Consider the following 14697-nt stretch of genomic DNA (forward strand, 5'->3'; position numbering starts at 1 on the left):
CACGATGCTTATCATCTACGGGCTTCTATTTTTTTTAATGTTTTTTAGAATATTCTATATCCAAGTCACTGGGCAAGTAGAAGGGCAGCAATTAGCCGCTAAAGCAGCTGCCAGATATGAAAAGAAAAAAACAATTACAGCAGACAGAGGAAACATATTAGACCGGAATGGTAAAATTATTGCAGAGGATGCGGTGACGTATCGCCTTGCAGCTACCGTTAACCCGGATGCATCAAAAGGTTCAAAAAAGCCTATCCATGTGGTGGATCCAAGAAGAACAGCTGCAGTATTAGCAAAATATATACAGATGGATGAAGAAGAAATTTACGAAAGACTGCTCAAAAAGTATAATGCAAAGCACAAACCTTTATGGCAAGTTGAGTTTGGAAATGCAGGTAGTAATATTAACCACGCTACCATGCAAAAAATTCAAAAAGAACATTTACCGGGTATTATTTTGATGGAAGACAAAAAACGCTTCTATCCAAATGGTGTATTCGCATCGAATTTAGTAGGGTTTGCGCGAAAAGAAGATAACGAAAAAGCTCCTGTTGGAAAAATGGGATTAGAGTCCATTTATAATAAAGAGCTTTCTGGTGTTGATGGAAATGTACAATATAAGAGTGACTTATTTGGCTATTTACTGCCGAATAGTAAAAAAATGATCCAACCAGCTAAAGATGGTGAGAATGTTTATTTAACCATTGATCGGACAATCCAAAACTTTCTAGAAGCTTCAATGACGAAGGTTTATGAAAAATATAAACCTGAATCTATGATGGCTGTAGTTGCCAATCCTAAAACTGGAGAAATTCTGGCTGTATCACAGCGGCCTACCTTTAATCCTCAGACAGGGGCAGGTCTAAATAATAGTTGGATTAACTCATTAACTGAAACAACCTTGGAACCAGGCTCAACGATGAAGACGTTTACTCTTGCTACTGCTATAGAAGAAGGAAAATGGAATCCAAATGATAAATTCCAATCAGGCCAATACAAGGTATATGATCGTACAATTCGAGATGCCAACCAAGTTGGATGGGGAACAATTACATATCTAGAGGGTATTCAGCGTTCTTCCAACGTCGGAATGGCAAACTTGCTCAAAAAGATTGGAGATAAGACCTTTATCAACTATCTAGGGAAATTTGGATTCGGGCAAAAAACAGGAATAGATTTGCCAAATGAAGCAACAGGTAAAATTTTGGATGAATACCCGATTAACCGAGTAACAACAACCTATGGACAAGGTTCTACCGTGACACCAATTCAGCTCATCCAAGGACTTACCGCTATTGCGAATAATGGTAAAATGATGCAACCTTATGTGATTAACAAAATCGTCGATCCAAACACGGGGAAAGTAATCCAACAGCATGAGCCAGTAGTGAAGGGTAAGCCGATTTCAGCTGCCACCGCTAAAAAAGTAAGAGATACATTAGGAACGACTGTTACGTCCAAAAAAGGTACTGCCCAGAATTTTGCAAGCAAAGAATATGAGGTTTCAGGAAAAACAGGGACAGCTCAGATTCCAAGACCTACTGGTGGCTATTACTGGGGAAAGAATAGTTTCCTTTATTCTTTCTTAGGTATGGCGCCAAAGAAAAATCCTCAATTAATTATGTATATTGCTATCAAAAAACCGCAATTAGGTATGACAGAAGTTGGTTCTGAGCCAACTTCAGAAGTATTCAATACAGTCATGGGCAGTAGCTTAAAATATTTAAATATAAAACCTTCCAAAATGAAGACTGAAAAACCTATAATCGTTGGCCAATATGTAGGGGGTAGCAGCAAAACAGCATCCAAAGAGTTAAAATCTCAAGGTATGGAGCCTGTTCAAATTGGCGGAGACGGTGAAGTATTGGAACAATATCCTCAGGAAGGAAGCAGTTTACTAGGTAAAAACCATGTATTCCTTAAAACGGATGGCAACAACATTAAAATTCCAAACTTCAAAGGTTGGTCATTGCGAGATATATTGGCATATCAATCAATATCCGGAATTAAAATTCATACAAGTGGAGATGGATTTGGTGCAAAACAAAGCATCAAGCCAGGAACTATTTATGAGGGAAATGCGAAATTAACTGTAACATTGAAAAAACCAGAAGATGAATATAATTAAGTCGTAGAAAGCCCATTTAATAAGGGAGAAATGGTTCGCCAGCTTTCGTTTATTGCTAAAGAGTCGAGGTTTACACACTTCAATACTTTCACAACAGTTTCTTTATGGAACAATGTGAAATGAACAAAGATAAGCATAGTCACCTTTTTGCAATCATATCTTACATGTAAAAAGGTGTGATTTGTCGAACTATGTGGGTTACTAAACAAGCAAGCATGAGATTGAAAATTGTCGTATTGATTTTTTTCTGCTTAGGTGCAATGTTGATCGGAAAATTGATTGTGGTTCAGTTTATCCAGCATGATTTTTTAACCAAAAAAGCAGAAGAAAATTGGGACAGGGAAGTGCCGATGAAAAGTCTGCGGGGCAATATCACTGACCGCAACGGTAAGCTGTTGGTCGGGAACAAGCTGGCGCCTACATTATACTTTATGCCTGCACAAAATAAAGAACCTGATAAAGTAGCAGAACAATTAGCTCCAATTCTAGGTACGAGTAAAGAAGCTTTAGAGAAAAAGCTGAATAAGAAAGACTTTATTGTTAAACTGGCGCCAGAAGGAAAGAACATTTCCAACGAGGTAGCGGAAGCTATTCAAAAATTGCAAATCCCTGGCGTATATACGGGCCTTGATTATATGCGCGACTATCCATATGGTGTTTTGCTGTCAAGGTTATTAGGATTTACTGGCAGCGATATGCAGGGGCTGGCAGGACTTGAATATCAGTATAATGACTTGTTGTTAGGGAAAGAGTCAGCCATTCGGTTATTTACTGATGCAAAGGGAGCAAACCTACCGCATGTAGAGGATGGATGGAAAAAGGGACAGGACGGTGCCACATTAGAATTAACGGTTGATGTTGGTGTCCAAAAAGTGGTTGAAAGAGAACTAGCGCAGGCGATGAAGAAATATAATGCAGATCAAGCAATTGGTGTTGCAATGAATCCAAATACAGGCGAAATTTTGGGATTAGCTTCATTCCCAACGTATAACCCAGCAGAATATTTGAAAGTGGATCAAAGTATCTACAATCGTAATTTGCCTGTCTGGATGACATATGAACCGGGTTCAACATTCAAAATCATTACATTAAGTGCAGCACTGAATGAAAATGCAGTCAACTTAGAAAATGAAAGCTTCTTTGATCCAGGCTACGCCAATGTAGAAGGGGCACGCCTTCGCTGTTGGAAACGTTCCGGCCATGGAAGTGAAACATTCCTACAGGTAGTGGAAAATTCCTGTAACCCCGGATTTATTGAATTGGGAAGACGAGTAGGACCAACTAAATTGCAACAATATATACGTAACTTTGGTTTTGGCCAAGTTACAGGCTCTAACATGGCTGGTGAATCGACAGGCATTTTATTCTCACCGAAAAATTATGGCCCTGTAGAGCATGCTACCACCTCATTTGGCCAAGGGATTTCGGTAACGCCAATTCAACAAGTGCAAGCAGTCGCAGCAGCTGTAAACGGCGGGAAATTAATGACCCCATATATCGTAAAAAGAATTGTGAATGGGGATAATGGAGAAGTACTGAAAACATATGAACCAATTGAGAAGAATCAGGTGATCCGGAAAGAAACAAGCGCAAAGGTTAGAGCTGCATTAGAATCTGTTGTTGCAAACGGTTCAGGCAGAGGGGCTTACCGAGATCAGCTACGAATCGGCGGGAAAACAGGAACTGCACAGAAAGCTGAAAATGGACGCTATAAAGATGGAGAGTATATTGTATCATTTATTGGGTTTGCACCAGCAGATGATCCAGAGGTAGTTGTCTATGTAGCGATTGATAATCCTAAGCAAGGGCCGCAGTTCGGGGGCGTCATTGCAGCTCCGATCGTAGGTCAAATTATTGAAGATATTCATCCGATTGTTGGCATTAAAAATCGTAAAAAACAAATTGAAAAGCCATATCGTTGGGGAGATGTGGAAAAGGTTCGCGTTCCAGACTTAGTGGGCCAAAGTAAAAAAGAAATTACAGGTATGCTTTATCCATTCCGTATAGAATGGCATGGGGAGGGAGAGAAGATTGTTTCTCAACTACCTGAAGCAGATGCACAAATCGTAAAAGATGGGACTATTCACGTTTATTTAGAAAAAGAATAATCTTAGTCTTTAAAAATGAAACTGAAACTACTATGATAGTACATGTACTAAAGAAGTTTAGAAGGAGAATTTTTTCATGTCAATCGCAACAATGCTAATTATTTTAGCAATTTCTTTTGTTATCTCGGTCATATTAGGCCCTATTATTATTCCTATGTTAAGACGATTTAAATTTGGCCAAAGCATCCGTGAAGAAGGCCCGAAATCACATATGAAAAAGGCGGGTACGCCGACGATGGGAGGCGTCATCTTCCTATTATCTATTATTGCGACTACCCTTATCATTAGCCTTATAAAAGGCGAGTTCACCTCACAATCCATTATATTAATTATTGTTTTAATAGGTTTTGGGGTGATTGGATTTTTAGATGATGGCTTAAAAATCATCTTTAAACGTAATTTGGGGTTAACCTCTTTACAAAAGTTGATTGGCCAAATCGTTATTTCTGTAGCAGCTTATTTCTTGATGAGATTAGGTACCTTCCATAATACAATTCAAATACCGTTTACTGACTATGCAATCCATTTAGGGGCAATCTATGTATTATTCCTGATTTTCTGGCTTGTTGGTTTCTCAAACGCAGTGAACCTGACAGACGGATTGGATGGTTTAGTATCTGGCACAGCATCTATTGCTTTTGCCGCTTACGGAGTATTGGCGCTCTTGAATGACCAATTAGATATTGCTATTTTCGCGTTTGCTGTAGTAGGAGCTCTATTAGGTTTCTTACTTTTCAACGCAAATCCGGCAAAAGTGTTTATGGGAGATACAGGCTCGCTGGCACTGGGTGGAGCATTAGCTATGCTCTCCATCCTTGTTGGCCAAGAGCTTCTTCTATTGATCATCGGGATTATTTTTGTCTTAGAAACATTGTCTGTTATCTTACAGGTAGCAAGCTTTAAATTAACAGGTAAACGAATTTTTAAAATGAGTCCACTACATCACCATTTTGAGCTATCAGGCTGGTCGGAATGGCGTATTGTCCTAACGTTTTGGTTAACAGCATTAGTGGCGGCATTGCTCGCAGTGGTTCCGGAGGTATTGTAATGAAACAACTATCTATGATGGAACATAAGAAAGTTCTAGTATTAGGTTTGGCTAAAAGTGGGGTGGCTGCTGCAGAATTGCTTCATAAGTTGGGCGCTTTTGTAACAGTCAACGATGCCAAACCATTCGAAGAAAATGTAGAAGCTCAAAAGCTCCTTCAACAAGGAATTACTGTTATTTGCGGTCATCACCCGGGAAATTTATTGGACGAAGGCTTTGAATTTTTGATTAAAAATCCAGGTATTCCGTATAACAATATTATTGTAGAGGATGCTATAAAACGTGGTATTCCAGTTTGGACAGAGGTTGAGCTTGCTTATTTAATCAGCGAAGCACCCTTTATTGGTATTACCGGTTCAAACGGGAAAACGACTACAACCACCTTGCTATATGAAATTTTACAACAGGGCGGTTTAAAGCCATTAATTGCTGGCAATATAGGTACAGTGGCTTGTACAGTAGCTGAAAGTGCAGAGGCTGATCAAGTAATAGTAACGGAACTTTCATCATTTCAGTTAATGGGTATTGAAACATTTAAACCCAAAATTGCGATTTGGACTAATTTATACGAAGCACATATTGACTACCATGGCACCATGAAAGAATATGGTGAAGCGAAATTCAACATTACGCGAAATCAGGATAGTAGCGATTATTTGATTTATAATGCCGACCAAGAAGTTGTAGCTTCCTATGCAGAAAAATCTAATGCAAAATTGATTCCTTTTACAACAAAAGCAGTAAGCAAAGAGGGTATTAGCGCTGATGAAGATATGATTTATTGGAAGGGCGCACCAATTTTAAAACGCGACACAATTGCATTACCCGGTGCGCATAATTTAGAAAATGTCCTCGCAGCAGTAGCAGCAGCTATTTTGATGGATTGTCCAAAAGAGAAAATGGCATCGGTCCTATCTTCATTTGCCGGTGTAAGACATCGTACACAGTTTGTACGCGAATGGAGAAAGAGAAAAGTTTATAATGATTCTAAGGCGACGAATACCTTAGCTACGCGAAGTGCTCTTGCTGCGTTCAACCAACCGATTGTTCTACTTGCGGGCGGATTAGACCGTGGTCACTCCTTTGAAGAACTTCGACCTGTCATGGCAAATGTTCATGCTACAGTAGTATTCGGTCAAACCGCAGAGCGTTTTGCAGATTTTGCGAAAAGTTGCGGCGTTGAAAGCATTGTATATGCAACAGATATCCAGGAGGCCGTCCCTAAGGCAGCTCAGTTGTCAAATGAAGGGGATGTGATTCTTCTATCACCTGCTTGTGCAAGTTGGGACCAGTATCCAAACTTTGAAACTAGAGGAGATTTATTTATCCAATCTGTCATGGAATTAGACGAATATAAAGACTAACAATAGGAAGGATGCCTTGCCTGTTACAGCGTGAACGTTTATGGTTAATCATTGCCGCATTATTTCTAACTGCTTCTGGCATTGTTTTTGTATATTCGGCAGGTTCGTACTGGGGTAAAATCCATTATGGCCAAACAGCGCCGTTCTTAGTAAAGCAACTCATCTATTTAGCGATCGCTTTAACCGTTTTCTATGCTTGCGGTCGTTATAAAGGACTTCAGCTAGAAAAAACATGGACACTATTTTATTGGTTATCATTACTGTTACTAGTAGCAGTTTTAATTCCAGGGATTGGTGTTGTCCGGAATGGATCACAGAGCTGGATTGCTCTTGGACCACTGAGTCTTCAACCTTCGGAATTAACGAAGATTGCTACAATCATTAAGTTGAGTTTTATTCTGTCTAAACAAAAGGCAACTGCATCTAAAATTCATTGGAAACATTTTCTTTATCTGTTTTTGCCAGTAGCACTTATAATGGTACAGCCAGATTTTGGATCTGCATTTATTTTAATTGTATCTGTCTTTTTGTTATTCTTTATTGCAGGATATCCATTCCGGTTTTATGTTTTTTTAATTATTGCAGGCGTCGCAGGGCTAGTTGGATTGATCCTGTCAGCACCATATAGGTTAAAAAGAATTGAGGCTTTTTTGGATCCGTGGTCAGATCCTTTAGGTAGCGGATTTCAAGCGATACAGTCATTAATGGCTATAGGACCGGCAGGATTATATGGCTTTGGTTTTGGCAATAGCCGCCAAAAGTATTTATACTTACCTGAACCCCAAAATGATTTTATATTCTCCATTATTACAGAAGAAATGGGTTTTCTGGGGGCAGCGACAATTATTTGTGCTTTTGGTTTGCTGATTTACGCAGGCTTAAGATTAGCTTACAAGTCAAGCCTCAAAGTTTCGCTGTATAGTATTGCTACATTAATAGGAATGATTGGATTTCAAGCATTCCTGAACATTGGTGTAGTATCAGGTTTATTGCCTGTTACAGGTGTCACATTGCCATTTATCAGTTATGGAGGAACATCTCTTGTGGTAACATGGATTGCGATTGGCATCATATGGAACTTTTCGAGGGAAGGCTAATTTATAGAAGGGAGTGGTCAGTATGGATAAAGTAATTGATATTGAAGAACGAATTCCAACATTAAGAGAACGCCGAAAAAAAAGAACAAACCGACGATTTATCATACTTATAGTTATATTCTTAATTACCTTACTGACTCTTCTATATTTTCAATCGCCATATAGCCATATTGGAAGAATAAAAGTAGAAGGTAACCATCTACAAAGTAAAGACTATTACATAAAGCATAGTGGTTTAAAAAAAGGTAATTCTTTATGGGATTTTAAAAGTAGCAAAATTGAAGGGCTTATAAAAAGTAAGCAAATTGTAAAAAGTGTTGAGGTCAAAAGAAGTTGGCTCAACACTGTTACACTTTCCATTAAGGAGCATAAAGATGTAGCTTTCTTAAAAGAAAATGATCAATACAGTTTAGTGCTTGACAATGGACAAACCCTTCGTTTAAGTAAACTACCAAAAAAGTTGGATATGCCAATACTTGTTGGTTTTGAAAATAAAAAAACCCGGGTCAAGATGATTCATCAGTTAAAACAGTTGAGTAGTGAATTAACTGCATTGATATCACAAGTAAATCTAATACCAAACGACTCAAATCCCTATGCTATTCAAATGTTTATGAATGATGGTTTTGAAGTGAGGGGATCTATTTCATCTCTTGCTTCCAAGCTAAAATTTTATCCATCCATCATTTCTCAAATTAAACATAAAGATAAAGGTGTCATTGATTTAGAAGTAGGTACATTCTATCGATCTTATCGTGATGAATACAGCAAAAAATAGTAAAACAGTACAAGCATTTGGTTAATTCAGTGCTTTTATCTAAAAATTACATTATTTCTATTATTATCAGTTTTAAATAGCTTACAAATGTAGTAATCTTAGCTTAAGCATTAATTGATTGAAAAAAGTTTTATTTTTTTCTTCCCTATATTTTATTGCAATAGTAGATTTAAATAAAATGGGCAATTCCCCAAAACCTCTTTTTATAGGTGAAGAGTTTCCTATTATGTGAATGGGGAATTAAAGTGTATGGTGTATGAATCCGTTTTATATAGTAAAAAAAACAGGTGAATAGAAGGATTTTCGTATGTCAATCATGAATTTATTTAGACAAGTTTAACATTTTACAATAGAATAATCATAAGAGTTATTGAAGGAGGTGCCACAGTTTGAGTCATTCAGAATTATATGTTTCACTAGATATTGGTTCTTCTTCTGTAAAAGTGCTAATTGGAGAAGTTAATGATGAGACTGTGCATGTAATAGGTGTAGGTAATGTCAAATCGGTAGGTATCCGAAGAGGAAGCATTGTAGATATAGATGCTACAGTCCAATCTATTAAAAAAGCAGTAGATCAAGCTGAAAGAATGGTAGGAATGACTATCAATAAAGTCATCTTAGGTATTCCAGCAAACCAAGTACAATTACATGCTGTTAAAGGCGTTGTGGCAGTAAATAGCGAAAACCGAGAAATCACAGATTTAGATTTGGATCGTGTGATGGAATCAGCACAACTGATGTCTATCCCGCCAGATCGAGAATTAATCAACATTGTACCAACTCAGTACATTGTTGATGGCTTAGACGGAATTAAGGATCCAAGAGGTATGATCGGAATCCGTTTAGAAATGGACGGAACGATGATTACCACATCTAAAACAGTCTTGCACAATGTACTGCGTTGCGTTGAAAAGGCTGGTCTAGAGATTCAACAAATTTATTTGCAGCCATTAGCATCTGGTGAATTTGCACTTACTGAGGATGAGCGCAACAGAGGTACCGCTTTTGTTGATATCGGCGGCGGTTCTACAACTATTGCTGTATTTGAAGAAGGACATTTTACTGGAACAGCCATGATCCCTGTTGGCGGCGATCATCTGACGAAGGATTTATCAATCGTTTTGAAAACACCAACAGAACAAGCAGAAAAGATTAAGCGTGAATATGGTCATGCTTATTATGATGATGCTTCTGATGATGAATTGTTTGAAGTACCAGTTATAGGAGCAGATACAAAAGAACAGTATAGTCAAAGATACATATCCGAAATTATAGGTGTAAGACTAGAAGAACTTTTCGATTTAATTATAGATGAATTGTATCGGATGGGGATTCAAGACTTGCCGGGTGGTGTTGTTTTGACTGGCGGTGTTGCGAAATTAGAAGGCCTTCCTCAATTAGCACGCCATGTATTGCAGACAAGTGTAAAGATTTATACACCTGATTATATAGGAGTAAGAGAACCTGAATATACGTCCGCTGTAAATTTAATTCGCTATGCGTATAAGGAATCGCAATTCAACCATGAGGTAAGCGATAATAATCCGCTAGGCAATGTGCCATATGACACTCATGTAGAACAGCCCAAAAAACAAGCATCCTATGAAACGGAAGAACATAGAGATGGTGTACTTACAAAAGTAAAAGGGTTCTTTAATAAATTCTTAGAATAATATATAGGCGATTTTCCCTACACACTAATAGCTGAACTAGGAGGAATTAGGATGTTAGAATTTGAAACAAATGACGATTCACTAGCTGTAATTAAAGTGATCGGTGTTGGCGGCGGCGGTAACAATGCAGTCAACCGAATGATTGAACATGGAGTGCAAGGGGTAGAATTTATCGCCGTGAATACAGATGCACAGGCATTAAAACTATCAAATGCAGAAGTTAAATTGCAAATTGGTGCAAAATCTACTCGCGGACTTGGCGCAGGTGCTAACCCAGAAGTAGGAAAAAAAGCAGCAGAGGAAAGCAAAGAACAAATTGAAGAAGCACTTAGCGGTGCGGATATGGTATTTGTTACTGCCGGCATGGGCGGCGGTACAGGTACAGGCGCAGCTCCTGTTATTGCCCAAATCGCTCGTGATATTGGCGCATTAACAGTTGGCGTTGTTACACGTCCATTCTCTTTTGAAGGGAAAAAACGTCAAAAACAAGCTGTTTCCGGTACATCCTCGATGAAAGAAGCAGTTGATACGTTAATTGTTATTCCAAATGATCGCTTGTTAGAAATTGTTGATAAAAATACACCAATGCTTGAAGCTTTCCGTGAAGCGGATAACGTACTTCGTCAAGGTGTCCAAGGGATTTCAGATTTAATCGCTGTCCCTGGTTTAATCAACTTAGACTTTGCCGATGTCAAAACAATCATGTCCAATAAAGGCTCTGCTTTAATGGGTATTGGTATCGCATCAGGTGAAACACGCGCTGTAGAAGCTGCGAAAAAAGCAATTTCAAGTCCATTGCTTGAAACATCTATTCATGGGGCGAAGGGTGTCCTGATGAATATGACAGGCGGATCTAATTTAAGCTTATACGAAGTACAAGAAGCGGCAGATATCGTTTCATCTGCTTCTGATGAAGATGTAAACATTATCTTCGGTGCTGTCATTAATGATAACTTAAAAGACGAAATTGTTGTTACAGTCATTGCAACAGAATTTACAGAAGATGAAGTACAACAATTTGAAGGCCGTAATACAAACCGAGGCGGTATGAGTGCACCACGTCAGCAACAACCAATGCAGCAAATGCCGAATCGTGAAGTGCGTACTGAAGAAATGGCGAACACAATGAAAGAGGCGCCAAGACAACAACAAAACACTTCTTACCAATCAAATAATCAAGAAGAAGGTCTAGATATCCCAACGTTCTTGCGTAATCGCAATAGACGCCGTTAAATAGCATAAAAAACTGTAGGCAAACATGAAATCCCTCGTGTTTGCCTACAGTTTTTTTATGCTGAAATTAAAAAAATGCCCCTTTATGTCGGAAATTTCACCTGTTTACCTTTCACCTTTTGACAATTTTTGAAATCTGTCTATGGTATGTTGTTAATAGGCGGTAATAGGCGGGAGGTGGTGAATTGTATGGTGAGGTATTAATATTAATAAATGCCATTTTTAATTACGTTATTCTTTCTTTTACCAACTCAATCTGTTATATGGGAAAAAAGAAAATACGATTAATGGGTAGCGCATTATTTGCTGGTGCATGGATTGTCATATTTGGCCACCAGTTTCTCATGATGGTCGTCGCATTTTTACTGATGATGATTCTTGCCTTTGGATTTCATATTCGCCAACTTTGGAAAACTGCTCTGATGTGTTTCATTGCTGCATTATTTGCAGGAGGTCTTTTTACAGCCCTTGAGCCATTATTAATTGGACGTTCAGTTATTATACTGATGCTAATAGCAGGAGTTGTTGCCTCATTTAGTTTATTTATTTTAAAAAGCCGGTTATTTGCCTTTACGGGAGATCGCCTTCAACAGCAACTTGTCCAATGGTGTAAAGTTCAATTAGGTGAGATAGATGTTTCTTTAAAATGTTTTATTGACACTGGCAATACGACTGTTGAACCATTATCAGGGCGTCCTGTTCATTTTGTGCGTTATCAAGCTATCGAACAATCAATGCCTGAACACTTAAAAATTGCATTGCATAATTGGGATGTTAACGATCCATATAATTTAGATATGTTTCCAAATGAATATAAAAAGAAAGTTGCAGTCATTCCGATTACAACTGTTCAAGAGAAGAAAACATATAGTCTTGCGCTTAAATACGACCAGTGGCAAATAATAAAAGGCAAGCATCACTCCATCGCTCCGGGCTTTTTAATCATAACTCTGCAAAATACTCATTTTCCACAAGAGACAGATGCAATCTTACACTTCACCGCCTTATCGAGGGTTGGCAGTATTTAATGCAAACTACAACTCTTCAGCATAGCTATAGCAGATTTCAATGTACTAAAAAAAGAAGAAGCTTGAATAAAGTTTCACCATATACTTCAATCTTACGAACGGGAGGGCATTTAAATGTTTTTACGATTATGGCGTTGGCTAACAGAAGTAATTGCTAGGTTTAGAGCGACGGGGACATTTTATATTGGCAGTCATGAATCATTGCCGACACCCTTAAAGAAAGAAGAAGAACAAGAAATGATTTTGGCCTTTAAAAATGGCGATATGCATGCAAGAGATGTGCTAATTGAGCATAATTTAAGACTTGTTGTATATATTGCAAGAAGATTCGATAATGCGAAAACACCTATTGAGGATTTAATTAGCATTGGTTCAATCGGCCTTATTAAAGCAATTGAAACATTTAATGCTGATAAAAAAATTAAATTAGCTACATATGCCTCAAGGTGTATAGAAAATGAAATCTTGATGCATTTGCGAAAAACAAGCCGTATGAAAGGTGAAGTGTCTTTAGATGAACCGCTAAATTCTGATGGAGATGGAAATGAATTATTGTTATCCGATATTTTAGGCACAGAAGAAAACCTAATTACAGATGACGTGGAAAAGAAAATCGAACGTCAATATATGTTTCACGCCATTCAAAAATTAGAGGAAAGAGAACGATATATTATGGAATGTCGTTTTGGCTTAGCGGGAAAAGAAGAGATGACGCAAAAGGAAGTAGCGGATCATTTAGGCATTTCTCAATCCTACATTTCTCGTTTAGAGAAAAAAATCATTCATGAATTGCGTACGCATTTAAATCAATTAACGTCTTAACGGTTGAAATTGGTAAGAAAAATCACGCATATAATTATCCCGGACGGACACACTTAATTTACTAACAGTGATTAAGCATCCGGGAGGCAGATTATGCGAACAAAAGTTGAAATTTGTGGTGTTGATACATCCACTTTACCTGTATTGAAGCATGAAGAAATGCGGGAGTTATTTGTCGCATTGCAAAGTGGTCAGGAAGAAGTAAGAGAACAACTTGTGATGGGGAATTTACGGTTAGTGTTAAGCATTGTCGGCCGATTTGCATATCGAGGGGAACAGGCTGATGATTTGTTTCAAGTAGGCTGTATTGGGCTATTAAAGTCAATCGACCACTTTGACCTCTCGCATAATGTACGATTTTCAACATATGCAGTACCTATGATTATCGGTGAAATTAGAAGACACTTAAGAGACCACCATCCGGTACGCGTATCTAGATCTTTACGAGATATTGCTTATAAAGCAATGCAAGCAAAGGAACAGTTCCTCACAGAAGAATTGCGGGAGCCTACACTAACTGATTTGGCTCGTATGACAGGATTACCCCAAGAAGACATATTGTTTGCACTTGATGCTATCCAAGAACCCATGTCTCTTCATGAGCCAATTTATTCTGATGGTGGAGATCCAGTTTATATGATGGATCAATTAAAGGATCAAAGTGTATCGGAAGATCGCTGGCTAACTTATGTTTCAATTAAAGAAGAAGTTCAGAAATTGGATAAAAGACAACAAAATATTCTCTCAAAACGATATTATTATGGTCATACTCAAACAGAAATAGCCAAAGATCTAGGCATCTCTCAAGCCCAAATCTCAAGGCTAGAAAAAAGCGCGCTAAAAACCATTCAAGAGCATGCAAGCGAAAAGAATTGATTGCTAAGATGCAATGCTTCCATCAGTGAATTAGAAAGAATTCCTTGCTGATGGATAGCGTTCCTATTGGTCATGTATAGAGATTCATCTTGGATCTAGGCGGACTGTTGCCACTACATTTTTTGTGTTGAGGAATATAGGCGCCCATACAAGATAAAATTATAAGAAGCATCCATATCAAGAATGGTGCTTCTTTTTCATATATATATACATATAGGAGTTAATCTTTTCATGCAGATTCAACAAATATTACTGAATAGTATGCATGAACCCGCTCTTAATATAAAAAGGGGGAAACTGAATGCGTTTTTCGGATATTCAACGAAAAGAGATTATTGCGGCAAATAGTGGACGGTTTTTAGGATATGTGGAAGATGCAGTTGTCCAAAAAGACACAGGGTATGTTGAAGCGTTTGTCGTGGCAGAACCTAAAAAATTCATTTCTTTCAATTCAGGCCATAAAGAAGCTTTAAAAATACCAATAAAGGATATAGTAGTGGTAGGGAAGGATGTCATCCTAGTTAAAGGATTAGATTGAAGAA

12 protein-coding genes are annotated in these 14697 nt (G+C 38.0%); all 12 read left to right on the forward strand.

The window, feature by feature from the left end; translation table 11 throughout:
• Positions 1 to 4: 4 nt before the first annotated feature.
• The 12 genes from F0527_RS03730 to F0527_RS03785 all read left to right on the forward strand — a co-directional run bounded on the left by F0527_RS03730 (position 5) and on the right by F0527_RS03785 (position 14693).
• Entirely contained in the window at positions 5 to 2128 is a 2124-nt protein-coding gene (locus F0527_RS03730; protein ID WP_304621407.1) for a penicillin-binding transpeptidase domain-containing protein, read from the forward strand.
• A gap of 215 nt (positions 2129 to 2343) precedes the next feature.
• On the forward strand, positions 2344 to 4236 hold the full coding sequence (locus tag F0527_RS03735; RefSeq protein WP_190323450.1) for a stage V sporulation protein D: 1893 nt from the start codon (positions 2344 to 2346) through the stop codon (positions 4234 to 4236).
• A 76-nt stretch (positions 4237 to 4312) separates the two neighbouring features.
• The gene (gene mraY / locus F0527_RS03740; RefSeq protein WP_066785199.1) at positions 4313 to 5284 is read left to right on the forward strand and encodes a phospho-N-acetylmuramoyl-pentapeptide-transferase; all 972 of its coding nucleotides are present in this window, start codon (positions 4313 to 4315) and stop codon (positions 5282 to 5284) included.
• Positions 5284 to 6648 (forward strand): UDP-N-acetylmuramoyl-L-alanine--D-glutamate ligase, encoded by a 1365-nt coding sequence (gene murD, locus F0527_RS03745; protein WP_150283854.1) that lies wholly within the window; start codon positions 5284 to 5286, stop codon positions 6646 to 6648. Before mraY ends, murD begins: the two co-directional genes overlap by 1 nt.
• A gap of 11 nt (positions 6649 to 6659) precedes the next feature.
• The gene (gene ftsW, locus F0527_RS03750; protein WP_150283855.1) at positions 6660 to 7745 is read left to right on the forward strand and encodes a putative lipid II flippase FtsW; all 1086 of its coding nucleotides are present in this window, start codon (positions 6660 to 6662) and stop codon (positions 7743 to 7745) included.
• A gap of 22 nt (positions 7746 to 7767) precedes the next feature.
• Positions 7768 to 8523 (forward strand): cell division protein FtsQ/DivIB, encoded by a 756-nt coding sequence (locus F0527_RS03755; protein ID WP_066785207.1) that lies wholly within the window; start codon positions 7768 to 7770, stop codon positions 8521 to 8523.
• Positions 8524 to 8912: 389 nt separating this feature from the next.
• On the forward strand, positions 8913 to 10196 hold the full coding sequence (gene ftsA / locus F0527_RS03760; RefSeq protein ID WP_066785209.1) for a cell division protein FtsA: 1284 nt from the start codon (positions 8913 to 8915) through the stop codon (positions 10194 to 10196).
• 51 nt (positions 10197 to 10247) lie between these two features.
• Complete coding sequence (gene ftsZ, locus F0527_RS03765; RefSeq protein WP_066785212.1) at positions 10248 to 11429, forward strand: cell division protein FtsZ; 1182 nt, start codon at positions 10248 to 10250, stop codon at positions 11427 to 11429.
• A 185-nt stretch (positions 11430 to 11614) separates the two neighbouring features.
• Entirely contained in the window at positions 11615 to 12457 is an 843-nt protein-coding gene (locus F0527_RS03770; protein WP_066785216.1) for a sigma-E processing peptidase SpoIIGA, read from the forward strand.
• A gap of 114 nt (positions 12458 to 12571) precedes the next feature.
• Positions 12572 to 13279 carry an RNA polymerase sporulation sigma factor SigE gene (sigE, locus tag F0527_RS03775; protein ID WP_066785219.1) on the forward strand — a complete coding sequence of 236 codons (708 nt, stop codon included), beginning with the start codon at positions 12572 to 12574 and terminating at the stop codon, positions 13277 to 13279.
• 93 nt (positions 13280 to 13372) lie between these two features.
• Entirely contained in the window at positions 13373 to 14155 is a 783-nt protein-coding gene (gene sigG, locus F0527_RS03780; protein WP_066785222.1) for an RNA polymerase sporulation sigma factor SigG, read from the forward strand.
• A gap of 301 nt (positions 14156 to 14456) precedes the next feature.
• Positions 14457 to 14693 (forward strand): PRC-barrel domain-containing protein, encoded by a 237-nt coding sequence (locus F0527_RS03785; protein WP_147194253.1) that lies wholly within the window; start codon positions 14457 to 14459, stop codon positions 14691 to 14693.
• Positions 14694 to 14697: the final 4 nt, after the last annotated feature.

The organism is Rummeliibacillus sp. TYF-LIM-RU47 (genome assembly GCF_008638315.1).
In the GTDB taxonomy this organism is placed as follows: domain Bacteria; phylum Bacillota; class Bacilli; order Bacillales_A; family Planococcaceae; genus Rummeliibacillus; species Rummeliibacillus stabekisii.

Excerpts from the sequence above, each read along its gene's own strand:
- F0527_RS03730 (WP_304621407.1), top strand. The coding sequence starts at position 5 with ATGCTTATCATCTACGGGCTTCTATTTTTTTTAATGTTTTTTAGAATA.
- F0527_RS03735 (WP_190323450.1), top strand. The coding sequence starts at position 2,344 with ATGAGATTGAAAATTGTCGTATTGATTTTTTTCTGCTTAGGTGCAATG.
- mraY (WP_066785199.1), top strand. The coding sequence starts at position 4,313 with ATGTCAATCGCAACAATGCTAATTATTTTAGCAATTTCTTTTGTTATC.
- murD (WP_150283854.1), top strand. The coding sequence starts at position 5,284 with ATGAAACAACTATCTATGATGGAACATAAGAAAGTTCTAGTATTAGGT.
- ftsW (WP_150283855.1), top strand. The coding sequence starts at position 6,660 with ATGCCTTGCCTGTTACAGCGTGAACGTTTATGGTTAATCATTGCCGCA.
- F0527_RS03755 (WP_066785207.1), top strand. The coding sequence starts at position 7,768 with ATGGATAAAGTAATTGATATTGAAGAACGAATTCCAACATTAAGAGAA.
- ftsZ (WP_066785212.1), top strand. The coding sequence starts at position 10,248 with ATGTTAGAATTTGAAACAAATGACGATTCACTAGCTGTAATTAAAGTG.
- sigE (WP_066785219.1), top strand. The coding sequence starts at position 12,572 with ATGTTTTTACGATTATGGCGTTGGCTAACAGAAGTAATTGCTAGGTTT.
- sigG (WP_066785222.1), top strand. The coding sequence starts at position 13,373 with ATGCGAACAAAAGTTGAAATTTGTGGTGTTGATACATCCACTTTACCT.
- F0527_RS03785 (WP_147194253.1), top strand. The coding sequence starts at position 14,457 with ATGCGTTTTTCGGATATTCAACGAAAAGAGATTATTGCGGCAAATAGT.